At 40.4% G+C, this 24,403-nt stretch carries 21 protein-coding genes; 8 read left to right on the top strand and 13 right to left on the bottom strand.

The features are described from left to right. The first annotated feature begins 645 nt into the window (after positions 1–645). On the top strand, positions 646–2,505 hold the full coding sequence (locus MTCD1_RS09885; protein WP_057180392.1) for a M2 family metallopeptidase: 1,860 nt from the start codon (positions 646–648) through the stop codon (positions 2,503–2,505). Positions 2,506–2,646: 141 nt separating this feature from the next. Here the strand turns inward: MTCD1_RS09885 and MTCD1_RS09880 are convergent, their stop codons facing one another. The 6 genes from MTCD1_RS09880 to seqA all read right to left on the bottom strand — a co-directional run bounded on the left by MTCD1_RS09880 (position 2,647) and on the right by seqA (position 9,142). Further along, positions 2,647–3,903 (bottom strand): dihydrolipoyllysine-residue acetyltransferase, encoded by a 1,257-nt coding sequence (locus MTCD1_RS09880; RefSeq protein ID WP_057180323.1) that lies wholly within the window; start codon positions 3,901–3,903, stop codon positions 2,647–2,649. 30 nt (positions 3,904–3,933) lie between these two features. After that, positions 3,934–4,911: an alpha-ketoacid dehydrogenase subunit beta gene (locus MTCD1_RS09875; protein ID WP_057180321.1), complete on the bottom strand. Its 978-nt coding sequence runs from the start codon at positions 4,909–4,911 to the stop codon at positions 3,934–3,936. Further along, the gene (locus MTCD1_RS21200) at positions 4,898–5,035 is read right to left on the bottom strand and encodes a hypothetical protein (protein WP_157447793.1); all 138 of its coding nucleotides are present in this window, start codon (positions 5,033–5,035) and stop codon (positions 4,898–4,900) included. The genes MTCD1_RS09875 and MTCD1_RS21200 overlap by 14 nt, the downstream gene beginning before the upstream one ends. 2 nt (positions 5,036–5,037) lie before the next feature. Next, positions 5,038–6,219, bottom strand: a complete 1,182-nt coding sequence (locus MTCD1_RS09870) for a thiamine pyrophosphate-dependent dehydrogenase E1 component subunit alpha (RefSeq protein ID WP_057180320.1) — start codon at positions 6,217–6,219, stop codon at positions 5,038–5,040. Between the two features lie 605 nt (positions 6,220–6,824). After that, a complete protein-coding gene (gene pgm, locus MTCD1_RS09865) occupies positions 6,825–8,486 on the bottom strand; it encodes a phosphoglucomutase (alpha-D-glucose-1,6-bisphosphate-dependent) (RefSeq protein ID WP_057180318.1) in 1,662 nt (553 codons plus the stop codon). A gap of 53 nt (positions 8,487–8,539) precedes the next feature. Then, a complete protein-coding gene (gene seqA / locus MTCD1_RS09860; protein WP_057180316.1) occupies positions 8,540–9,142 on the bottom strand; it encodes a replication initiation negative regulator SeqA in 603 nt (200 codons plus the stop codon). 134 nt (positions 9,143–9,276) lie between these two features. On the opposite strand from seqA, the gene MTCD1_RS09855 reads away from it, so the two are divergent. The 5 genes from MTCD1_RS09855 (at position 9,277) to fur (ending at position 11,957) form a co-directional block, all read left to right on the top strand. Then, entirely contained in the window at positions 9,277–10,065 is a 789-nt protein-coding gene (locus MTCD1_RS09855) for an alpha/beta fold hydrolase (protein ID WP_057180313.1), read from the top strand. A gap of 209 nt (positions 10,066–10,274) precedes the next feature. Next, positions 10,275–10,496: a DUF2788 domain-containing protein gene (locus MTCD1_RS09850; RefSeq protein ID WP_057180391.1), complete on the top strand. Its 222-nt coding sequence runs from the start codon at positions 10,275–10,277 to the stop codon at positions 10,494–10,496. A gap of 3 nt (positions 10,497–10,499) precedes the next feature. Then, positions 10,500–10,781 carry a LexA regulated protein gene (gene ybfE / locus MTCD1_RS09845; RefSeq protein ID WP_057180311.1) on the top strand — a complete coding sequence of 94 codons (282 nt, stop codon included), beginning with the start codon at positions 10,500–10,502 and terminating at the stop codon, positions 10,779–10,781. A 32-nt stretch (positions 10,782–10,813) separates the two neighbouring features. After that, complete coding sequence (gene fldA, locus MTCD1_RS09840; RefSeq protein ID WP_057180310.1) at positions 10,814–11,341, top strand: flavodoxin FldA; 528 nt, start codon at positions 10,814–10,816, stop codon at positions 11,339–11,341. Positions 11,342–11,513: 172 nt separating this feature from the next. Then, positions 11,514–11,957: a ferric iron uptake transcriptional regulator gene (fur, locus tag MTCD1_RS09835; protein ID WP_057180308.1), complete on the top strand. Its 444-nt coding sequence runs from the start codon at positions 11,514–11,516 to the stop codon at positions 11,955–11,957. 196 nt (positions 11,958–12,153) lie between these two features. Here fur and MTCD1_RS09830 read toward each other — a convergent pair whose 3' ends face one another. Next, on the bottom strand, positions 12,154–12,723 hold the full coding sequence (locus MTCD1_RS09830) for a PhnA domain-containing protein (protein WP_057180307.1): 570 nt from the start codon (positions 12,721–12,723) through the stop codon (positions 12,154–12,156). A gap of 183 nt (positions 12,724–12,906) precedes the next feature. Between MTCD1_RS09830 and sstT the strand changes: the two genes are divergently transcribed. Together sstT and MTCD1_RS09820 are read left to right on the top strand one after the other, a co-directional pair. Then, complete coding sequence (gene sstT, locus MTCD1_RS09825) at positions 12,907–14,133, top strand: serine/threonine transporter SstT (protein ID WP_057180306.1); 1,227 nt, start codon at positions 12,907–12,909, stop codon at positions 14,131–14,133. A 384-nt stretch (positions 14,134–14,517) separates the two neighbouring features. Continuing rightward, positions 14,518–15,553, top strand: a protein-coding gene (locus MTCD1_RS09820; RefSeq protein ID WP_438819282.1) for an IS630 family transposase whose coding sequence is annotated in 2 segments (ribosomal slippage) — positions 14,518–14,984 and positions 14,983–15,553 — 1,038 coding nt in all. Because the reading frame shifts where the segments join, the coding sequence is not laid out codon by codon here. Positions 15,554–15,573: 20 nt separating this feature from the next. Here MTCD1_RS09820 and tilS read toward each other — a convergent pair. From tilS to lpxA, 6 genes are all read right to left on the bottom strand, one after another. After that, positions 15,574–16,995 (bottom strand): tRNA lysidine(34) synthetase TilS, encoded by a 1,422-nt coding sequence (gene tilS / locus MTCD1_RS09815; RefSeq protein WP_057180300.1) that lies wholly within the window; start codon positions 16,993–16,995, stop codon positions 15,574–15,576. A gap of 38 nt (positions 16,996–17,033) precedes the next feature. Then, positions 17,034–17,990, bottom strand: a complete 957-nt coding sequence (gene accA, locus MTCD1_RS09810) for an acetyl-CoA carboxylase carboxyl transferase subunit alpha (protein WP_057180299.1) — start codon at positions 17,988–17,990, stop codon at positions 17,034–17,036. Between the two features lie 79 nt (positions 17,991–18,069). Further along, positions 18,070–21,627, bottom strand: a complete 3,558-nt coding sequence (gene dnaE, locus MTCD1_RS09805) for a DNA polymerase III subunit alpha (protein ID WP_057180390.1) — start codon at positions 21,625–21,627, stop codon at positions 18,070–18,072. Positions 21,628–21,686: 59 nt separating this feature from the next. Further along, complete coding sequence (gene rnhB, locus MTCD1_RS09800) at positions 21,687–22,340, bottom strand: ribonuclease HII (RefSeq protein WP_057180297.1); 654 nt, start codon at positions 22,338–22,340, stop codon at positions 21,687–21,689. A 49-nt stretch (positions 22,341–22,389) separates the two neighbouring features. Then, positions 22,390–23,559, bottom strand: a complete 1,170-nt coding sequence (gene lpxB / locus MTCD1_RS09795; protein ID WP_057180294.1) for a lipid-A-disaccharide synthase — start codon at positions 23,557–23,559, stop codon at positions 22,390–22,392. 73 nt (positions 23,560–23,632) lie between these two features. Beyond that, positions 23,633–24,403 carry an acyl-ACP--UDP-N-acetylglucosamine O-acyltransferase gene (lpxA, locus tag MTCD1_RS09790; protein WP_057180292.1) on the bottom strand — a complete coding sequence of 257 codons (771 nt, stop codon included), beginning with the start codon at positions 24,401–24,403 and terminating at the stop codon, positions 23,633–23,635.

Here is a 24,403-nt window from a genome sequence, read left to right as displayed (position 1 = left end):
GAAAGTAATGCAAAGCTTAATAAACAGGAAATATTAATCGCTGCCTATGGGTGACAACAGTGTTCTACAACAGAGCCACAGTAAAATACAACCAGAGCATTTATGATTAACTCAGTTTCAAGCACGCAGTGAGTTAAATAGCTCCCTGTCGTGTTTACTTCCTGTTATATCATTGTTTTTGTTTATTATTGTTTTTATATTCCAACCCTGTTTCATGTTGTAGTTTGCTCATTCCTTTGAATGAGCTTTTTTTTGCCCGAAATTTGATCATTAGCAGTGCTAAGTTCTCCCGTAACAAGGTTAAATTGCAGCTAACAACAGCACTCTAGTACAAAACGTTACCCTATCTATACAGTAAAATACAACCAGAGCATTTATGATTAACTCAGTTTCAAACACGCAGTGAGTTAAATACCTCCCGATCGTGTTGACTCCCTGTTATATCATTGTTTTTGTTTATTATTGTTTTTATATTTCAACCATGTTTCATGTTGTAGTTTGCTCATTCCTTTGAATGAGCTTTTTTTTGCCCGAAATTTGCGCCATGCCAGTGCTAAGTAACTATTTTCCCTATAAACTTTGTATCAAGCATACATTTTTATATACTAGCGCCACCTAACAACTGATCTAATAATGATTATAAAAATGAAACAGATTAAAAAAATATTTAAGTTTACCGGTCTTGCTTTAATTATTGCCGCTTCTTTAACCGCGTGTGATCAAGGTTCAAGTCAACAAGCCTCAGTAGAAAAAGTGCCCTCCGTTAGTGGCCAAGTAACACTAACCTCGGCAGATGCGCAAAAATTCTTATATGATGTAGCCAAAGAAATGGTAGCTATGAACCTAGAAGGTTCACGTGCCGCGTGGATATATGCCAACTTTATCACTGAAGACACAGCGATTTTAGCCGCTAATGCCGATCAAAAGTCTACCGATGCTGGTGTGAGATACGCCATGCAAGCCGCTACTTTTGATCAAGTAGACGTTAATGCTGTACAACGCCGTCAACTAAACTTTTTAAAACAACGCTTAGTTATGCCTGCACCACAAGACCCGAGTAAATCAGCTGAGCTTGCCACCATAGGCGCTAAGCTTGGCAGCATTTATAGTAAAGGTAGCTATACCACTAAAGCGGGTGAAAAGCTTAGCTTAGGGGATATGACCGCTATAATGGCCAATTCTCGCGATTACGATGAACTACTTGAAATGTGGTCAGGCTGGCGTGAAATTAGCCCAGAAATGAAACCCCTTTATATCCGCCAAGCAGAGCTTGCTAATGAAGGTGCTAAAGGCCTGGGTTACCCAGATTTAGGTGCTATGTGGCGTTCAAATTATGATATGCCTGCCGATGATTTTGCAAAAGAATTAGACCGACTTTGGGGTCAAGTTAAACCTCTATATGATGACTTACATTGTTATGTGAGAACTGAGTTAGGTGAAACTTACGGTACCGATAAAGTCCCGCAAGACCAACCTATTCCGGCTCATTTATTAGGTAATATGTGGGCGCAATCTTGGGGGAATATTTACGACCTAGTCGCTCCTGAAGATGCCGATCCTGGTTATGATGTTACTAAACAATTAGCTATTCATAATTATGATGAAATAGACATGGTTCGTGGTGCAGAAAAGTTCTTTACTTCCCTTGGTTTTGACGCCTTACCAGAAACTTTTTATAGCCGTTCATTATTTACTAAACCTGCCGACAGGGATGTAACTTGTCATGCCAGTGCCTGGGATCTAGATGCTAAAGATGATATTCGCATCAAGATGTGTATCCAAAAAACCGGTGAAGAATTTAACGTTATCCATCATGAGTTAGGTCATAACTACTACCAACGTGCTTATAAAGACCAACCAGTATTCTTCCAAAACAGTGCCAATGACGGTTTCCATGAAGCTATCGGCGATACCATTGCCTTATCAGTTACCCCTAAATACTTAAAGGAAATCGGCTTAATTGATACCATTCCTGATGAATCAAAAGACATTGGTTTATTAATGAAGCAAGCCCTTGATAAAATTGCATTTATTCCCTTTGGTTTAATGGTTGATCAATGGCGTTGGAAAGTTTACTCCGGTGAAATCACCCCGGAAAACTACAACAGCTCATGGTGGGAATTACGTGAGAAGTACCAAGGTGTAGCCGCCCCTATCGATCGCGATGTCAATGCATTCGACCCAGGTGCTAAATACCACGTACCAGGTGGTGTGCCTTATAGCCGATATTTCTTAGCACACATTCAACAATTTGAATTCCATCGTGCGTTATGTGAAATTTCAGGTAATACTGACCCGATTCACCGCTGTTCAATTTACAACTCTAAAGAAGCCGGCGCAGCACTTAATACCATGTTAGAAATGGGTTCAAGCCAACCGTGGCAACAAGCTTACAAAGTTATTACCGGCAGTGAGCAAATGGATGCTAGTGCGATTTTAGATTACTTCGCACCATTACATATTTGGTTGAAAAACAAAAACCAAGGTAAACAGTGTGGTTTTTAAGACTTAGCACTCACTAAACTGGTTAGTCTTAGCCTGAGCCATTAAAAAAGCCCCGTTATCTTCAGGTATTAACCAATGATAATGGGGCTTTTTATATATTAGCTTATTATAGCTTTTATAGAGTAACTACCGCTTTAGCAGTTAACTCATATGTACTAACATATGACTCGGTTTCTCTAGGAATGACTTCCATAAGTTACAAAAACGAGCAATAGTACCGCCATCAATAACTCTATGGTCGCCAGACCAACTCACTTGCATAATACTGCGAGCTACTACTTCACCTTGGTCATTAAAGCGCGGTAATTTTTGTAATTTCCCCAAGGCAACTATAGCCACTTCCGGCTTATTAATAATAGGAGTCGCTACTGTGCCACCTATTGCACCAATGTTAGAAATGGTAATAGTGCCACCTTTCAAATCTTCACTCGCGACACGACCACTACGAGCATCATTTGTTAAGCGCATAATATCGTTCGCTAACTCTAATATTGACTTAGTTTGCACCTGCTTAATATTAGGAACAAGTAGGCCGACTTTTGAATCAACCGCCATACCAATATTGTGATCATCAAAGTAAGTAAGCTCGGTACAGTCTTCATTCACTTTTGAGTTAACCAAAGGGTATTCTTTAATCGCTAATGACATTGCCTTCATAAAGAAAGGCATCATGGTTAATTTAATATCTTGCTTAGCGTAAATTTCTTTTAACTCGCCACGTAAAGCGATGAGCTCAGTTAAGTCAATCTCTTCACAATAGGTAAAGTGTGGAATAGTACTGACACTATTTTGCATCGCGGTTGCCATCACTTTTTTAATACCACGAATTGGCTCTACTCTAGTACCACCGACAACAATCGCTGGTGTAATACCTTGACCATTTTGACTATATGCCACTACGTCATCTTTATAAACTCGACCTTTTTTGCCACTGCCGGTAACTTGGTGGATGTTAATATCAAGCTCACGAGCAACACGTCTAACGGCGGGACTTGCTAGGGCTTTAGCATTGGCGGGTTGATTGCTGTTATTAACACTAGCCTGGCAAGTCGCTGATGTCGCTGGGCTTAGTGTTTCTGCTAAAGCAGGTGACTTGGCCTCAGAAACTTTGATTTCTGGCTCAGCGGTAACTGCCTTTGCCTCATTACTGCTACTTTCACCTTCAACAATCATAGAAAAAAGTGGCGAATGCACTTTAGCAATCTCACCTTGTTTATAATACAGTTTTTCCACAACACCTGAATACATGGCAGGAATCTGGACTAAGGCTTTATCCGTCATTACATCAGCGATAGGCTGATCTTCAACAATTGTTTCACCTTCTTTTACTAACCACTCGACAAGTTCACACTCAACGATACCTTCGCCAATATCAGGTAATATAAAATCAATACTCATGTGCTGTTTCCTGTTAATAGGGAATTATCGTTAAAAATTAACGGTTTTTTTGATAGCTTCATATACTTTTAAGTGATCGCTTACATACTCTTTTTCTAACGCTAATGGGTATGGCGTATCTAGACCACAAACACGAGCAATAGGCGACTCTAGGTGTAAGAAACACTCATTTTGAATGGTAGCAGCAATTTCACTGGCAAAGCCTGCGGTTAAAGGTGCTTCTTGACTGATAAGTAAACGACCGGTTTTCATAACAGAGCGGCTGATGGTTTCAATATCCCAAGGCAAGATAGTACGTAAATCGATCACTTCACAAGAAATACCATCGTTACTGGCCATTTGTGCGGCTTTTTCAATGATTTCCATTTGTGCGCCCCAAGCGAGTAAAGTGATATCCGTACCCGTTTGTACCACTTCAGCTTTACCTAATGGCAACTGATAATCTTCTTCTGGTACTTCACCAACCGACGCTCGATATAAACGTTTCGGCTCAAAAAATATCACGGGGTTATCATCACGAATCGAAGCAAGTAATAAACCTTTCGCTTGATACGGGTTACGCGGGATAACCACTTTTAAGCCTGGTGTATGAGCAAAATAAGCTTCTGGCGATTGACTATGATATAAACCACCGGCAATACCACCACCGTATGGAGTACGAATAGTGAGTTTACCAACATTAAATTCATTACCGGTACGGTAGCGGAATTTAGCCGCTTCATTAACAATTTGATCAAAAGCAGGGAAAATGTAATCGGCAAATTGAATTTCAGCAATGGCAACGCTGCCTTGGGCAGCTAAGCCGTTAGCAAAACCAATAATGCCCTGCTCTACTAGCGGTGTATTGAAACAACGTGCTTTGCCGTATTTTTCTTGTAAGCCACTGGTGGCACGAAATACGCCACCAAAATGCCCAACATCTTCACCAAAACAAACCGTGCGCTCATTTTCGGCCATGGCAATATCTAGCGCGCTATTAATGGCATGTAATAAATTAAGTTGTGCCATGATTAAAAGTTCCCTGCGGCTGTAGTTGGGTAAGCTTCATGAAAGTCAGTGCTGCTGTAGTTGGGTAAGCTTCATGGAAGTCAGTGCTGATACCACACACTTGGTCAATATAGATTTTCGCCATGATTAGAATTTCCCCGCAGTAAATGGATAAGCTTCTGGATACTTATTAATGTGAGCTTTCACCTCATCTAATTGAGCTTGCAGCTGTGCCGATGGCACATCATAAACATCCGTTATCATGGTATCTATGTGCGGTTTATCAATGACCTCAGCCACTTTTACCGCGGCTAATATTTCTTCTCTGAGTTTTTCAAATAAAGCGGTTTCTTGCGCTTCATCCCACCAATTTTGTTTAACTAACCAGTTTTTCATCCGTAAAATAGGATCATTCGCTTGCCACTTAGCTTCTTCTTCTTTGGTACGGTAACCTGATGGATCGTCCGAAGTGGAGTGAGCGCCAAGACGATAAGACATCGCTTCAATTAATACCGGCTTATGCTCTTTTACCGCATAAGCACGGGCAATTTGTGTGGCTTTTAGCACAGCAAGAATATCATTGCCATCAATACGAATGGTTTTAATGCCATAACCAACTCCACGAGAGGCTATACCGTTACCTCTAAACTGCTCATCAGCAGGCGTCGAGATTGCATAACCATTGTTTCGACAGAAAAAGATAACCGGCACCTCTTGTACTGCCGCCATATTTAAGCCCGCATGAAAATCGCCTTCTGAAGCCGCGCCTTCACCAAAGTAACAAATGGTTACTGCATCAAGACCTTGTAACTTTTGTCCATAAGCATAACCCGTTGCTTGTGGGATTTGCGTAGCAAGCGTAGAAGATACCGTCATACAGTTCAGTTCTTTTGAGCCGTAATGAATAGGCATTTGACGACCTTTACCTAAATCGTCGGCATTACTGAAAAGTTGATTCATGAAGTTTTTAAGGCTAAAACCGCGAAACATTAATGCACCTTGTTCGCGATATTGCATCATGATCATATCTTGTGGTTGTAATCCCGCAGCACCACCAACACTTGCAGCCTCTTCACCCAATGCGGTCATGTAAAAGCTTAAACGACCTTGGCGCTGTGATGCCACCATGCGTTCATCGAATACCCGATGAAAGGCAAAGGTATGATAAATTTTTATTGCTAACGTTTGGTCAATGTCTGGTAAATCAGCATTGGGGTAGGTTGTACCGTCTTGTTGTAAAATTCTCAATTCAGGAATTTCAACACTGTGTCCGTCGATAAAAGTAGGCTGATGCACTACGGGTCCATCATTATAAAGTTCTGTGCTCATAATGTTCTCTTCTTGTTCCCCTAACGCGCAAGCTATTGCGGTTAAAGTCTGCGAAAGTTGATACCAAATTGATTTACTCACCCTTAGTGGTCAGTAAATTAAAGAAAATGGCTATTAACTATTAATTATTTTTTGTTAGTATAGCTAATTTATACCTAGGTATAGTATGAAGTAATAACCTCATTTAACTTTACCTTTACGTCAACTGACATTCAATAAACGGCGGCAATGAGTTGCCATGCGAGTCAAGAAAAGTGAGCAATATTCTTTACACTGGTGTTAAGGAATAGCAATAGGAAGGTATTAAGATAAAGGTGAGTTATCACTTAGCCTTGGCAATAGCCTAGTGATAACTCTTTGATAGTTGTTACTTAACCTGAACTCTGGATAAGCAGCACTTGCTCAATATTCCCCTTTATCCGATTCTCAGCGTTAACACGTCGATAAATAACCCGTTATTCATAAACGTGTTGCCTTGATAATCGAATAAATTGAAACATTGATAGTGTATATTGCTACTTAATCTTGTATATTTTGTTCTTAACAACCGTAAGTCGTTGTTTTTACTTAACCATCAAGCACTCATTATCCGGAGTTCAGGTTACTTACAAACCAGCAGCTTTGAATGAAGCACTGACCATAGCTTGCGCTTCGCTAATAATGACTTGCAAGTGCTTATCATCAATAAAGCTTTCGGCATAGATTTTATAAATATCTTCGGTACCTGAAGGACGGGCAGCAAACCAACCATTGTCGGTAACCACTTTTATGCCACCTATGGCCGCATTATTACCTGGTGCATGGGAAAGCACCTGGATAATTTTATCACCGGCAAGGGTTTTGGCTTTAACATCATCACTTGATAGCGCGGTTAATACCCGTTTTTGCTCCAGCGAGGCAACAGCTTCAACGCGACCATAACAGGGTTTACCTAAAGTTTTAGCAAGTTCAAGATAATATTGGTAAGGATCTTTTCCGGTAACGGCGAGTATTTCTGCCGCTAATAAAGCCAAGATAAAGCCATCTTTATCTGTGGTCCAAGTACTACCATCACGTGCTAAGAAAGAAGCGCCGGCGCTTTCTTCCCCGCCAAAGGCATAGCTGGCATCGGCTAAACCCTCGACAAACCACTTAAAGCCAACGGGGACTTCTGCTAAAGGTAGTTCAAGTTGCTTGGCAACGCGATCAATGAGTGAGCTAGACACTAAGGTCTTGCCTATTTTACAGCTTTTCGGCCAATTTCTATGGGTCATTAAGTAATGAATAGCGACAGCGAGGTAATGATTAGGGTTCATTAATCCGCCACTAGGGGTGACGATACCATGGCGATCAAAGTCTGGATCATTACCAACACTGATATCAAAATCATCTTTCATGGCAATTAAGCCAGCCATGGCATATTTTGATGAGCAATCCATACGAATTTTACCGTCTTTATCAAGAGGCATAAAAGCAAAACTAGCGTCAACCACTTCATTGACAACCTTAATATTCAACTGATAGCGCTTAGCAATAACAGGCCAATAATCAATGCCAGAGCCGCCAAGAGGGTCCGCACCAATACGAATGCCAGCTTTGGCAATAGCTTCCATATCAATAACTTGTTCAAGCTGATTAACATAATGATTAATAAAATCTTCTTTAACAAGTAAAGGTGATGTTAACGCTTTTGGATAAGCAAGGCGTTTAACATCAACTAAGTCTGCGGCAATTAATTCATTGGCACGTTGCTCAATTTGTTTAGTGATGTCGCCTTCCGCTGGGCCGCCATGAGGAGGATTATATTTAATACCACCATCGCTAGGTGGATTATGTGAAGGCGTTATAATAATACCGTCAGCAAGCTGTTCCGCCTGTGTTTTATTATGACTAATGATTAAACGAGAGATCACCGGGGTTGGTGTAAAGCCCCTTCCTGATAAAGAATCGCTTTGAACAACAACATTAACGCCATTAGCGATAAGTACGGTAATGGCACTAGCAAAAGCTGGCTCAGATAACGCATGAGTATCTTTCCCTAAAAATAACGGACCATGGATAGCATGTTGTTGGCGATACTCAGCTATAGCTTGGCAAATAGCCATAATATGTTGTTCATTGAAACTACGTTTGCTGGCACTGCCACGATGACCTGAGGTACCAAAACTCACTTGCTCTGCTGCTAAGCTAACATCTGGAGTTTGTAAAAAGTAGTCACTCACTAATTGACCAAGATTAATTCTATCTTGAGGACGAACAGGTTTACCCGCAAAAGGATGGACACTCATATATTCTTCTTAATGATTAATGGCTATTAGTTAGAGTCTATTCAACAATTTAGTTAAAGTAACTCACGAATTTTCTCAACATCAAGGTCACTATAACCTAGTGAAATTGAGGCTTTGGTTAACATCATTTTTTTACGTGTGGTGTTAGAGTTTGTGATAACCCAAAAAGGACTTTCGGGTATTTGGCGAGGTTTAGTGCTACTACCACTTTCTGCTAATTTATTTTCACTGTTAGCAAAATACAAGCGATCACGACCACTGATCTCGGTTACTACCCCAAACTGTTGTGGATGAGCACGGTATAACGCAGCGAGGATTAATAAAAAACGGCCAACAGCGCCCCGTTGCATGGCCAGCTCTTCTTTATTAATAAAATTAAACACTGTTTCATGACTATCAGGCAGCACTTTCACCCGCTTAATTGCCTCAGGCTCTTTGACTACGGCAGTGTTAACATGCACTACTGGTTTTTCAGAGTCAATGGCAACTTTCACTTCAATTTCAGCTGAAATTTCATTAACGGTAACGGCGGCAACGTCATTTGCTAAATCCAACTTTAGTAAACGACGTAAAATGGCAGAAGCACTTTCACCAATATATTGTGTATTCGTGGCAATGTATTGATAAAGCTCTTCATCTATTTCGATGTTTTTCATTGTTACCCTTAACTTAAATAATTCGCGGAATATTATATAGTGAAATGAGAGTCTGTTGAACTCATTTATTTGCAAATATAAGTTAAAAATATGACACTATTGTCAATAATGGACAAAAACAACCTAAGTAGAGTATGACAAAACAACCCGAAATACTGAATTATAAGCAAACCGGCACGGGTGAACACCTTGTGCTTATACACGGTTTATTTGGTAGCTTAGAAAACCTCAACATGGTGGCAAAACCTTTAAGTAAGACTTATTGTGTCACCAGTGTTGACGTAAGAAACCATGGTGATTCGTTCCATGCTAGCAGCATGAAATACTCTGAGTTAGCACAAGATATTATCAATTTATTAGACCATTTAAACATTGAGACTTGTCTATTGCTTGGCCACTCTATGGGTGGAAAAATAGCCATGCAAGTTGCTTTAGCGCAACCGGAACGGATCAGAAAATTACTGATAGCCGATATTGCCCCGGTGAGTTACCCGCCTCACCATTTAAAGATCATAACGGGCCTACAAGCTATCGATTTATCGCAAGTGTTTAAGCGAAAAGATGCTGATGAGCAACTTGCGCCTTTTGTCGATAACCTAGGCATTCGACAGTTTTTATTACGTAATTTAGCGCTTAATTCACATGGTGAATTCGCTTTCAAATGCAGCCTCAGCAACATTAGTTTGTGCTACCCGCAAATAATGCAAGCTAATGAATTAACAGCTAATCAAGTACCCTATAATGGGGAAACCTTGTTTATCAAGGGTGGAATTTCTGATTATATTTTGCCTGGACACAGAGAGGCTATTCTGGCCTTATTTCCCAACAGTAAAGCAAAAATAATTCAAGGCGCAGGACATTGGCTACATGCAGAAAAAACCCTAGCCTTTAACAAAATCGTGATTGATTTTATTAAGAGTTAACGACTGATAAATCGATATAAAATGATATTTAGTAGTTTACCTTACTAGCGTTAATGAAGTGAAAATACTGAGTGCCAACAAACACTATTGTTATTATTTAACCGTTAGTTAGAAATGCTAATGGCTTGGGGTAAATGATATGCTATAATCCCGCCAATTTTTTGGCCTTAATGTTTTTGGCCTTAGTGTATAAGAAACAATCAATCGCTATGCTAGTAGAACATTTTGAGCTTATTGAGGCTATTGGCCTGAATTTATTTTTCCTTTTTATCTTTGGTTTTATTGGCTTATCCATGCATGATTTGATGAATAAAAACGATGTGCCAAAAATGGGTAAAGTGGTCGTATACTTTGTTTTATTTTTTGGCTGTTTCGGTTTTGTGGTTAAGGGTATTATCCAGTTTGTCTGGGAAAATCAGGGTATGGGTTAACTCATGGCAAAAGAAATAACCGATTTAACCACTATTGATTTATTCAATAATGAAAAACGCCCTGGCCGCCCGAAAACGAACCCTCATTCTCGCAGCGTACAAATAAAGATTAATAAACGAAATCAAGTTAAACGTGATAAAAACAATGGCTTAAAGCGGGTAGAGTTTAAAGTTCATCACAGTTTATTCGAACAATTAGAGCAATTAGCTAACACTCAACAAGTGAGTCGAAGTGAATTAATAGAGGCGCTGCTGATAGAGTCATTAGCCGCACACGTTAAGTAATTTTTTAAGAAAGCATCATAAGGTAAAAATTCATGGCAATCGTAGGCTTATTCTTCGGCAGTGATACCGGTAATACTGAAGCAATTGGAAAAATGATCCAGAAAAAACTTGGCAAGAACCTGGTTGAAGTTAAAGACATCGCCAAAAGTACTAAAGAGGAAATCGCTGAGTTTGATTTACTAATTTTAGGCATTCCTACCTGGTATTACGGCGAAAACCAATGTGATTGGGATGACTTTTTACCTGATTTAGAAGAAATTGATTTCACCGACAAATTAGTTGCTATCTATGGCCTAGGCGACCAAGAAGATTACGCCGAATACTTCTGTGATGCAATGGAGCCATTACGCGATATCGTTGAGAGTAAAGGTGCCATCGTTGTTGGCAACTGGCCAACCGAAAGCTATGAGTTTGAAGCATCAAAAGCCCTTGTTGATGAAAATACTTTTATCGGCTTATGTATTGATGAAGATAGACAGAGTGAATTGACTGAAGAACGTGTTGATAAATGGCTCGTGCAATTGAATGATGAAATGTGTTTGGCTGAATTTTCCGCATAACCTTACATTACCCATGGATATAATAGAAATACAGCCCATTAAATGGGCTTTTTTTTTAGCTTTTTAAACAATACTAATAATTTCACCAAAGAATAAAACTAAAGCTTTTCTCTTTCTCTATAACCCCCTATAATTTTGATATTACATTACTTAATCACCTTAGAGACTTAATATGGCTGAACAAAACGAAGAACTGAAAAGAGCTGGATTAAAAATCACCCTACCTAGAATAAAGATCCTTAGTATTCTTCAACAGCCAAATAATCAACACATCAGTGCTGAAGATGTTTATAAAATATTACTAGTGCAAAATGAAGAAATTGGCTTAGCTACGGTATACCGAGTATTAAACCAATTTGATGATGCTGGTATCGTTACCCGCCACCATTTTGAAGGTGGCAAGTCAGTATTTGAATTAGCCCATAAAGCGCACCATGACCATTTGGTCTGTTTAAAGTGTGGTAAAGTAATCGAGTTTGAAGATGACGTGATTGAACAAAGACAAAGAGATATTGCCGTTGCTAACAAGGTAAAACTAACCAATCATAGCTTATACCTTTATGGTGAATGTGAAGATCAAGAGGCTTGTGAGTCTTTCAGAAAGAATCACCAATAAATAGTTTTCTCGTTTGAGTAAGTGAGCTAATGATTCTCTTAGCTAACAACTTACCCCTTATCTACATAAAAACGCTGTGATATCACTATCACAGCGTTTTTTATTGTCTGAGCCTAGGCTAATTAAAGCATACCTTGACGTCACTTGTTCGCAGAGCAACCGCGAACATTGAGTCGATTTGAATCGTTAGCTGATATCAGGCTTTTTTCAAGAAAGCTGATACTAGGACAATACGAGTACCATTCACCTTACCTTCAATATGTTCAGGGTTCTCCGTGAGTGTTATACCACGTACCATGGTACCTTGCTTGGCGGTAAAGTTTGCCCCTTTGACTTTTAAATCTTTAATCAAGGTAACATTATCACCATCTTGTAATTCTGTACCATTACTATCTCGGGTAGGTCCATTACTACGCTCTGCGGCAATGCCCTGTTCAGCCCACTTTTTCACCTCATCTTCCATGTAAATCATCTCTAAGGCATCTTGTGCCCAACTTTCCGCAGAGAGTTTGTGCAATATTCGATAAGACATAACTTGCACTGCAGGCTCTTGATTCCACATACTGTCATTTAAACAGCGCCAGTGGTTAAGGTCTAACTCACTTTGTCCTTCAATCTGTGATAAGCAATTTTGACAGATATAAATAGACTGCTGAGCACTTAAATCACTTGTTGGTGGTACCGGATAAACGACTAAGGCATCGTTACTAGTACATAGTTCACAGTTATTATTACTACGGTTCTTTAATGCTTGTTCTACAGGCATAGTGTTTCCAAAGGTGATCATTATATTAATGGCGCAATTATACCCGCATGGTCTTTTATTTCTATGACTAAAGTCATTTTAGCGCTTAATTCTCCTCGTTGGTCGAATAGAACTAGACAATGACTATTCTTCAATGATAAAACCTCCCTCATAAATAATAATCACCGAGTAACAGGCTAAACAATGACCCGCGCAACAACACCTAATGCATCATTTTTTCAAAAATTAAAATCGACCAGTTTGGTAAGCCAAATAATTATCGCAATTATTTTAGCTAGTATATTTGCCACCATATCACCAGAGTCAGCCAAGGAATTTGGCATGCTCGGCAGTTTATTTGTTAGCGCATTAAAAGCGGTTGCTCCAATTCTAGTGCTGGTATTGGTTACCTCAGCTATTGCTAATCAAAAACTCGATAGTAGTGCCGAATTAAAACCTATCGTTAGCTTATATTTAATAGGTACCCTAAGTGCGGCCTTTATAGCGGTCTTATTAAGTTTTGCCTTCCCCACTGTGCTGACCTTAGATTTAGCCGGAGCTAGCGCTAATCCGCCGCAAAAATTAACCGAAGTGCTGGCTACGCTGGCTTTTAAAGTGGTTGAGAATCCAATAACGGCTATTGCTAATGGTAATTTCATCGCTGTACTTGCTTGGGGCTTGGGTTTAGGTTTTTCATTAAAACATGCTAGTGAGTCAAGTAAAGCCATGGTGCATGACTTAAGCGAAGCTATTTCTAGTATTGTACGCCTGGTCATACGCTTTGCGCCACTGGGCATCTTTGGTTTAGTGGCCGATACCATTGCGACTACGGGTTTTAGTACTCTAGGCGAATATACGCACTTGGTTGCCGTGTTACTCAGCGCTATGTTAATTATTGCTTTATTAGTAAACCCTCTTATTGTCTTTATCATCACCAAGAAAAACCCTTATCCTTTAGTCTTTACTTGCCTTAGAGAGTCAGGTATTACCGCATTTTTCACCCGTAGTTCAGCCGCAAATATTCCGGTGAACATGGCATTATGTAAAAAGTTAGATTTACATGAAGATACCTACTCGGTGTCGATTCCATTAGGCGCAACTATTAACATGGCAGGCGCTGCTATTACCATTACCGTATTAACATTGGCGGCAGCAAATAGTTTAAATATTGAAGTAAGTTTTGGCACCGCGATATTACTCTCCGTGGTCGCCTCTATTTCAGCTTGTGGCGCTTCGGGTGTGGCTGGTGGCTCTTTATTACTTATTCCTTTAGCCTGTAGCTTATTTGGCATAAATAATGACATTGCTATGCAGGTTGTTGCTATTGGCTTTATTATTGGTGTTATTCAAGACTCAGCCGAAACAGCATTGAATAGCTCGACGGATGTAGTATTTTCAGCGGCAGCATCACACTATATAACTAAGAGCTAATACCATTTTCATTAAGTTTGTGATCTTGTTGTGCTCAGGAAAAACATTTCAGGACAAGGCGTTCGATTGAGCAATAGCTGGCTATTGGGATTGAGAGCAACGTAGTCTTGGGGTGTTTTAACCAGCACAAGTGGGCAATAACTTACTGAAATTGGTATAAGAGTCGTATTAAACATTGCCCCTTTAGCTAAACTTTAAACAAGCCATAAAATAAAAGGCGGCCAGTACAATGTTGTACTGGCCGCCTTTTATTTTTTAATATTAAGCTGGTAGGGAGGTTATGCTCATTACTTATATCAGTACCACTATGAACCTTTATTATACCATTTTGATTAAATTTGTGATCTAATTGGTTTTATTTTTTATACATCAACATCAGCAGTTATGACCACACTTGAATCCATTGATTTTAAATCCCTTATCGCTAAAGAAACCAATGGACGAATGCGAGTTCGTTTAATGGCTCTTTCTCATATTAAAGATGGCGCTAATAATACCCAAGCCGCAAGAAATTTACATATCAGTAGACGTATTGTTAATGATTGGGTTAAAAAGTTTTATGCTCAAGGTCTTGATGGTTTAAAAGAAAAACCTCGCTCTGGCCGACCCTGTGGCTTAGACCAGCAACAACTCACTCAATTAAGTGAGTATATTCGCAAAAACAGCATTAAAGAAAGTGGAGGCAGGCTAAAGGCACAAACGCTTGTCACCTATATTGCTCAAGAATTTACTATCGAGTACACGATTTTTAATGTGTATCGATTGCTCCATCAGTTAGGCTTTTCTTGGATTACTAGTCGCTCTAGACACCCCAAACAGTCGATAAAAATCCAAGAGGATTTTAAAAAAATTCGAAATGGAAATGATCCTGACGATCCCGTGGAATGTAAGGCTTAAAAATGTTGACGTATGGTTCCAAGATGAAGCGCGTTTTGGACAGAAAAACACGACTACACGGCTCTGGGCGATAAAAGGAACAAGGCCAAGAGCGGTAAAGCAACAGCAGTTCGAATATGCCTACTTGTTCGGTGCAGTATGCCCAGCAACGGGTGATACTGAGGCATTAATTGCACCATGCATGAACATGGATGTGATGGAAAAACACTTAGCATTAATATCCAAGAGAATTCCTGAGGGACGTCATGGCGTTATTGTCGTTGATGGTGCGGCTTGGCATCAAGCGTATTTAGCCGATAAGTTCGATAATTTATCCATCATAAAATTACCCCCCTATTCACCAGAGCTAAATCCTATAGAGCAAGTTTGGCAATGGCTCCGACAAAATGAACTTGCCAATAGATGTTTCAATGGCTATGACGATATTGTTGATGAATGTAGCCGAGCCTGGAATAGCTTTATATCTGACGCTTCCAGAGTGATGAAATTATGTGATCGAGACTGGATAAAGGTGGGAACTTAATTAATGCAATTGGTATTAGTTTAATTATTATCAGAAACTGATGATGATATAAGCATGCCTGCTTCGCTGTCATTGGCAATAAATGGCTGACAAATAAAATGGCCTATCGCTGCGACCAACTCACTATCATAATATAAGAAAGCAATGCGTTTACGCTGCCATGGGGCAATATTTAACTCTTGTAGTACCTTCTTGAGCTTACGAGAATGCTGTCTAAAATCAGGCAAGCACTTAGGATTTTGATGACTAAAACGAACACTGACTTGCTGCCCTTGCTTAGGTAAGCAAATTCGGAGCATTGCCCTATCTTGATTGTTATTTTTTTTGCTATTAATATTAAAAACCAACTCACCCAAGTTATCCGGTAAAGTCAATAAGGGTTTGCTCTGCTGGCCATTACCTTGAGGTCGGTTACCTTGCAAGCAGACGCCTTCACATAGGTCGACTTGCTCTTGCCAGTCACTAATATCGTTATAATCTGGGGTTAAAAATAATTGTCCTTTAAAGCGGCGAAATACCTGTAGTCCAACTTTAATTTGTGGATTTTTATCATCGCCGGCCGCTAACTGCAGTCTTACTTGCTTAACTTGCTCAGTCGTTGGCATCAAGCAAGCATGTTGTGCCATAAAAAAGCGAATGAGGTTATTAAAGCGTGCTATTGATAACAACGTTAACTGCTCAATATGCAAACTTTCCTCACTGGCTCTGCATAGGCTCAAGTCTTGCTCAGCCAGTTCATCTAATAACTCTTGTCCCGCTAAACAATGGCTAGCACTGCGATTAATAGTGTTACTAATACTGGGCCAGCGTTGACGCAAAAGGGGCATAAGCTGTTGCCTGATAAAGTTACGATCAAAACAAGTATCAAGGTTTGACTCATCTTCGACCCAACTAAGCTGATGAGCTTTAGCATAAGCTTCTATTTCTTGACGAGAAATAGCCAGTAAAGGACGAAGCAATAAATGCTGACCAAGTTGAGAGACTACTGCCATGGCCGCTAAACCTTTCAAACCAGCACCACGTTTAAGTGCTAATAAAAAAGTCTCACTTTGATCATCACTATGATGGCCAGTTAAAATTAATGACTTTTTGTGTCTCACTGATCTTAACGCTTGATATCTTGCCTCTCGAGCCAAGGCTTCAAGCGAGTGCTGTGCTTGCACCTGCACCTGCACCTTTTTAACAATAAGGTTAAATGACAGTTTAAGGCATTCTTGTTGAGCAAATTCTTGCCAGCTAAAAGCATTATCACTGAGTCCATGATTAACATGACAAACCGTAATCGCATTAGTAATAACTTTGTTTTGTTTTAAATGCGCTATGGCATGTAAGAGGACTTGTGAGTCGACCCCACCACTGTAGGCAATAATAAGCTCAATATCTCCGTAAGGTTGGAGGTATTGTTTAATGGTAGCGTGAATGACTGAGGATATTTTTTGCATAGAAAAAGCCAACAGCAAGTTGCCGTTGGCAGTATTAATTAACAGTAACCAAATGACATTAATCTGTCATAACGTTGCTCAATAAGCTCTTCTTTACTTAAGCCTGCTAACTCGGCTAGATCTTTCTTAAGCGCTTGTTTTAAATGAGCCGCCATCAAATCTACATCACGATGTGCTCCACCTAATGGCTCTTCAACAATACTATTGATCAGATCTAATTCTTTGATACGTGTTGCGGTTATGCCCATTGCAGCAGCCGCAGTAGGGGCTTTGTCGGCTGTTTTCCATAAAATAGAGGCACAACCTTCTGGAGAAATTACTGAATATGTAGCATATTGCAACATGTTAACTCTGTCACCAACACCAATGGCCAGTGCACCACCCGAGCCTCCTTCACCAATAACGGTACAAACAATAGGTACCGTTAGACGCGCCATTACTTTTAAGTTGCGGGCAATAGCTTCACTTTGGCCTCGCTCTTCCGCACCAACGCCTGGATAAGCACCCGGTGTATCAATAAAGGTGATGATCGGCATATTAAAGCGTTCGGCCATTTCCATTAAACGTAAAGCTTTTCGATAGCCTTCTGGACGTGGCATACCAAAATTACGTTTGATTTTTTCAGAGGTTACTCGGCCCTTTTGATGACCAATAATCATCACTGGTTGACCATCTAAGCGCGCAGTACCGCCAACAATAGCTCTATCATTAGCATAAGCGCGATCTCCGGCTAACTCATCAAATTCGGTAAAAATACGAGGAATATAATCCAGTGTGTAAGGACGTTGGGGATGACGTGCCACACGCGCGGTTTGCCATGGGTCAAGGTTGGCAAATATTTTTTTAGTTTGTTCTTTATTTTTTTCGCGCAGTTGCTTGATTTGCTCGTCTAAATCAAGATCAAGCTCTTGGCCGTTATTGACTAACTCTAGCTCTTCTATTTTTGCATCAAGCTCAGCAATAGGCAGCTCGAAATCTAAAAAGTTTAATGACATGTTTATTTTTACCTAATAAATCTAGTTAATTTTTAAAATCGTTTTAAGCTATTAAAATTTATAATATTTCAATAGCGAGTTATTTAAATTCCATGGTGACATTATCTTCACCAAGCAATGTTTTTAATTCATATAACAACATATCGGTCGGCGTTACTCGCCATTGTACGCCGAGCTCAAGTATAGCTTGAGCTTCTTCGCGCTGATAAAAAACTCTTACCAGACAGGTACCTTCTTTAAAAGGCGTTAATACCTGGGCAAACTTTTCAATAAAGTTATCAGCTATCAAGCTGTTATCGACTTTAATATCAATAGAGCTAAGATAATTTTCGCGCGCGTCAGTGACTGTCATTATATCCCGAGCGGTCATTATATTACCACCTGAATAATCATCAAAGCTGACCAGTCCACTACAAACCAAAATAGCATCATTTACCAGCAACTCAGCAAAGCGATCATAGTCATCGGGAAAGAGGCGAATATCCATACGGGCACTTTTATCATCTAAGGTAACTAATGCCCAGCGCCGCCCGCGCTTATTGACTAACACCCGTACGCCAATGACTAATCCAACGGCGACCGCTTGATTATCACGACCGGTTGGCTGCATGCCAACGAGTCGACTAGTCGAATATTTTTTTATTTCACTTAAATAACGATTGATCGGGTGCCCAGTTAAATAAAGCCCCAAGGTTTCTTTTTCACCATTAAGCCAAACTTCTTCAGACCAGGCTTTAACGTCTTTAAACGCTTGTCTTGAGTCAGTTTGCTCATCATTAATTAAGCCAAATAAATCATTTTGGCCTAATGACTCAGCTTTGGCATGTTGCTCTGCCGCTTTAATCGCTTCGGGCAAGTTTTCAAATAGTGCCGCTCGGTTAGTACCTTGCTCCTTGGTTGAGCCCTTTTGATACTTGGGACCTAAGGCGTCCATGGCACCTGATTTTATTAATTTTTGTAAAACACGTTTATTGGTCTTTTTTAAGTCCAAGCGTGCACATAAATCAAATAAGTCAGTAAAGGGTCCACCGGCTTGACGTGCGGCAATAATAGCTTCAATTGGGCCTTCACCGACCCCCTTAATAGCGCCAATACCATAGACAATTTGATCGTCATCATTGACGGTAAACTTGTATTGTCCGGCATTAACGTCTGGGGGCAATAAATCGATGCCCATATTGCTACATTCATCAACCAAGATAACAATTTTCTCGGTATTATCCATGTCTGCCGACATTACCGCCGCCAGAAAAGGTCCAGGAAAATGGGTTTTCATCCATAATGTTTGGTAAGAAACTAAGGCATAAGCGGCAGAGTGAGATTTATTAAAACCATAACCAGCAAATTTCTCCACTAAATCGAAGATTTTCATCGCCAATTCGCCATCAACGCCACGATCCCTGGCACCTTGTTCAAAACCGGCGCGCTGCTTAGCCATTTCTTCAGGTTTTTTCTTACCCATAGCACGGCGTAGCATGTCGGCACCGCCCAGCGAATAACCCGCTAGAACTTGCGCAATTTGCATCACTTGTTCTTGATACAAGATGATGCCATAGGTAGGTTCGAGCACAGGTTTTAAGTCAATATGCTGCCACTTTTCATCGGGATAACTGACTTCTTCACGGCCATGTTTACGTTCGATAAAGTTATCAACCATGCCAGATTGCAAAGGTCCTGGGCGAAATAAAGCCACCAGTGCGATGATATCTTCAAAACAATCCGGTTTTAGCTTCTCAATTAACGACTTCATGCCGCTAGATTCAAGCTGGAATACTGCCGTCGTTTTCGAGGCAAGTAACAGCTTATAACAGGCTCTATCTTCAAGATCTATTTTGGTGATATCAATAGGCTCTTTGCCGACTTTAAGTAATTTTGCATCAGCCATTTCAATGGCCCATTGCAAAATGGTCAGTGTTCTTAAACCTAAGAAATCAAATTTAACTAAACCTGCATCTTCAACATCGTTTTTATCAAACTGGGTAACTGGGTTTTTACCTTCGGCATCACAATAAAGTGGCGCAAAATCTGTGATAGTGGTCGGAGAAATAACCACACCACCCGCATGTTTACCCGCATTACGTGTCGTGCCTTCAAGTATACGGCACATATCAATAAGGTCTTTGACTTCAGTATCTTGAGCGTAGAGCTCGGGTAACTTAGGTTCTTCTTCAAAGGCTTTAGCTAAGGTCATGCCTGGGGTCATTGGAATAAGCTTTGAAAGTCTATCAACAAAACCGTAGGGATGACCCAATACACGGCCAACATCACGGATAACGGCCTTCGCCGCCATAGTACCGAAGGTAATAATTTGCGAAACCGCATCACGACCATAAAGCTCGGCCACATGATCAATAACTTCATCACGCCGGTCCATACAGAAATCGATATCGAAATCGGGCATGGAAACACGTTCTGGGTTTAAGAAGCGTTCGAATAATAAGTCATATTTCAAGGGATCAATATCGGTAATATTAAGCGAATAGGCAATCAGAGAGCCAGCACCTGAACCTCGCCCAGGGCCTACAGGAATATTGTGGTCCTTACTCCACTGGATAAACTCCATCACGATGAGAAAATAACCGGGAAAACCCATGTTATTGACCACTTCAAGTTCTCTTTTTAAACGCTCGTCATAGCGAGATCTAATGTCAGCAAAGTCATCGGCCTTACGATCAAAAAGCTGGTCAAGACGTTTTTCTAAGCCTTCTTCTGATACTTTAATGAAGAAGTCATTAATTTCCAGCCCTTCGGTGGGAAAGTCTGGTAAGACATATTCACCTAAAGTTACCGTAACATTACAGCGTTTTGCTATTTCGACACTATTGGCTAATGCTTCGGGGATATCGCTGAACAGCTCACACATCTCTGCTTCGCTGCGTAAATACTGCTCAGGACTGTATCGCTTAGGACGCCTCTTATCATCTAGGGTAAAACCATCATGAATGGCAACACGAATTTCATGGGCATCAAAGTCTTCTGGTGAAAGAAACATCACTTCATTGGTAGCAACCACGGGCAAATTTTGCTGTTCAGCTAGGGCAACGGCAAGGTGAATATAGTTTTCTTCATCCTCGCGACCCGTTCTCACTAACTCAAGAAAAAAGCAACGATCAAAATGTTGCTGGTAAAAACTGACCATCTCATTAACAAGTTCAGCATTACCTTTTAGCAAGGCTTTACCTATATCACCTTCACGACCACCAGAAAGTAAAAGTAAGCCTTCTTTATATTCTATCAGCCATGATTTATCAATAACGGCTTTATTTTGTATATGTCCACGCAAATAGGCTTTAGAGATAAGTTCGGTGATATTTTTATAACCGACATTATTGGTGGTAAGCACCACTATTCGTGAGAGCTCATCTGCCAACTCATCACTTTTCACCCAAAGATCACAGCCAATAATAGGCTTGAGACCAGCATTGTGAGCCGCATGGTAATATTTCACCAAGCCACATAAGTTAGTTTGGTCAGTCAGCGCTATCGCTGGCATATTGAACTCAGCAGCTCGAGCAATTATCGGTTTGACCTTTTTTAAGCCATCACACATAGAAAAATCACTATGTACACGTAAGTGGATAAATTTAGGCGGCTGATAAATACTTGGCTCTTCCGTTACTATTTCTTCGGTATGCATCTCAGTCATAATTCTGTATACCTTTACTCATACCTTCATTCATGGATTTACTCATGCTTTTACTCATGGTAAGTACCTAATACCCTAGCGACAGGTTTAAAGCTTTGTCGATAGCAGTCAAGTACACCATGCTCAATAATTTTCTCTAAATGCAACTTGGTTGGATAACCTTTGTGTTTAGCAAAACCATACTCAGGGTGGAGTTTATCTAAGGCGATCATTTCAGCATCGCGAGCAACTTTAGCAATAATCGAAGCCGCACTTATTTCGGCAACTCGGGCATCACCTTTAACCACAGCTTGACTAGCAATCTTGCCATTGAGTCTTTGCCCTTCTCTATTTGAGCTTAAAAACGTTGGGCAGCGGTTGCCATCAACAAGGACAAAATCAGGCTCGACACTAAGGCAGGTTACAGCACGCTGCATGGCAAGCATGGTAGCGTGCAAAATATTTAGGCTGTCTATTTCTTGTGGGCTTGCTCGTCCTATTGACCAGGCAATTGCCTTGGCTTTTATTTCAATAGAAAGTTGAGCTCTTTTCTTTTCTGACAGCTTTTTAGAATCCTTTAATCCTGCTATGGGGTTATCTGGATCTAGGATGACGGCAGCAGTAACGACATCGCCGACCAAAGGACCACGACCTACTTCGTCAACACCGGCGATACAATAGGCGACGGGATACTCAAATTCAGGAAATGTTTGCTTGCTCGGCATAAATTTTGTCTTATATTATTTATTAATGACTATGGCTTGAAATTATAGATTAGCTAGGGTTTTTCGATAAAACAGCAAGTACTGCCTTGGCAGCTTGCTCACTTGCATCACACTTTAATTGCAGATGAATGCTCTGGTAACTGTTATTAAGCTGACTTTGGTCATGATATAAACGCTCTTTAATTAACGGCACAATATTGTCTGGGCACACTTGCTTTTGCAATAATTCAGGTACTAAAGACTTATTTGCTAATAAATTGGGTAAAGAAAACCATTCTAATTTAACCAACCAGCGTGCTAAATAAAAGGTTACTGGGCTAAACTTATAACAAATGACCATTGGCCTTTTAATTAAAGCGGCTTCTAGGGTAACCGTACCTGATGCGGTTAATAAACAATCACTGGCTGCCATCACGGTTTGAGTTTGATTGAGGATGACTTTAACCGCTAAATCCGGGGCAAGCTCAGCTTTAAGGGCATTGAATTGTTCAACACGTTGCTCGCTGATCATAGGGGCGACAAAAACCAAGTCACTATCTTGGGCCTGTAATTGCTTGGCACTGGCAAAGAAATCGCCAAGTAAACGAGATAATTCCCCCCCGCGACTACCGGGCATAAGTGCCAGGATTTTTTTGTCTTGCGCTAAACCCAGCTTAGTTCTTGCGAGCGCTTTATCACTTTGCATGGGGATATCATCAGCAAGAGGATGGCCGACAAAAGTACAAGGCACATTATGTTTATCATAAAAGGCTTTTTCAAAGGGCAATAAAGCCAGCACCATGTCCGTTGCTTTGGCAATTTTAAAGATCCGTTTTTCCCGCCAAGCCCAGACAGACGGGCTAACATAATGTACCGTTTTTATCCCCTGAGCCTTAAGCTTTAGCTCAAGACCTATATTAAAATCAGGCGCATCAATACCAATAAAAACAGCGGGTTTATTGCTAGTAAAATAATCTGTTAAGGTTTTACGGACATGTAATAAACGTCGGATACGGCCAAGAACTTCTACCAAGCCCATCACAGACAACTCGTCCATGGCAAATAGGCTTTCAAAACCAAGTGCTTGCATCTTAGGGCCACCAATACCAATAAATTTAGCATTAGGGTGGTTTTTTTGTAATGAAGTTATCAGGCCTGCGCCTAAGGTATCACCTGAATGTTCACCAACAACAATGGCAAATACCATGTGTTGGCGGGCATTTTGATTCTGAGCAGTCATAGGCGTTAAAAGTACTTAAAGTTAACGGTACCTGCATTAGCTAAGTCCTAAGGCAGGTATTAACGGCAGTTCTTTAACGAATTATGCCGCGATTAGATGTTTTGATTGAGTCACAAAACAGTTGTAATTCTGAAGATTGTGCTGGCATTTCACTGATTTTATTTAATGCTTCGGCAACGGATAAACCTTGGCGGTACATTATTTTATAAGCACGTTTAATGGTTAATATGGTGTCATTAGAAAAACCACGACGTCTTAGCCCTTCACTATTTAAGCCAAAAGGTTTTGCTGGTTGCCCTGACGCCATAACATAGGCAGGCACATCTTTAAGTATTAAGGCATTACCGGCAATAAAACTATGTGCGCCTATATGGCAGAACTGATGTACACCTACCATGCCACCAATAATAGCATGATCACCAACGTGCACATGACCGGCAATAGAAGCATTATTAGCAAAAATACAATGACTGCCAACCACACAATCGTGAGCAACATGGGTATAGGCCATAAATAAATTATTACTGCCTATTTGGGTAATACTATTATCTTGAATCGTGCCACGGTGAATAGTACAAGACTCTCGAAAGGTATTATTGTCACCAATAACCAACTCTGTTGGTTCACCCGCGTATTTAAGGTCTTGACAATCTTCACCAATACTGGCGAATTGAAAAATTCGGTTACCTTTACCTAACCGAGTTGGGCCATTAATAACCACATGTGAGCTGATCTCACAGTTATCACCAATAACTACATTACCGGCAATATAAGTCCAGGGACCTATGGTAACATTTTCGCCAATAACAGCGCCTGGCTCAATAATAGCTTGAGGATGAATCAT

This window comes from Colwellia marinimaniae (assembly GCF_002207865.1).
Taxonomy (GTDB): Bacteria; Pseudomonadota; Gammaproteobacteria; order Enterobacterales; family Alteromonadaceae; genus Colwellia; species Colwellia marinimaniae.
Note: the sequence above shows the minus strand (reverse complement) of the source record. Positions and strands in the feature narration are given on the sequence as shown.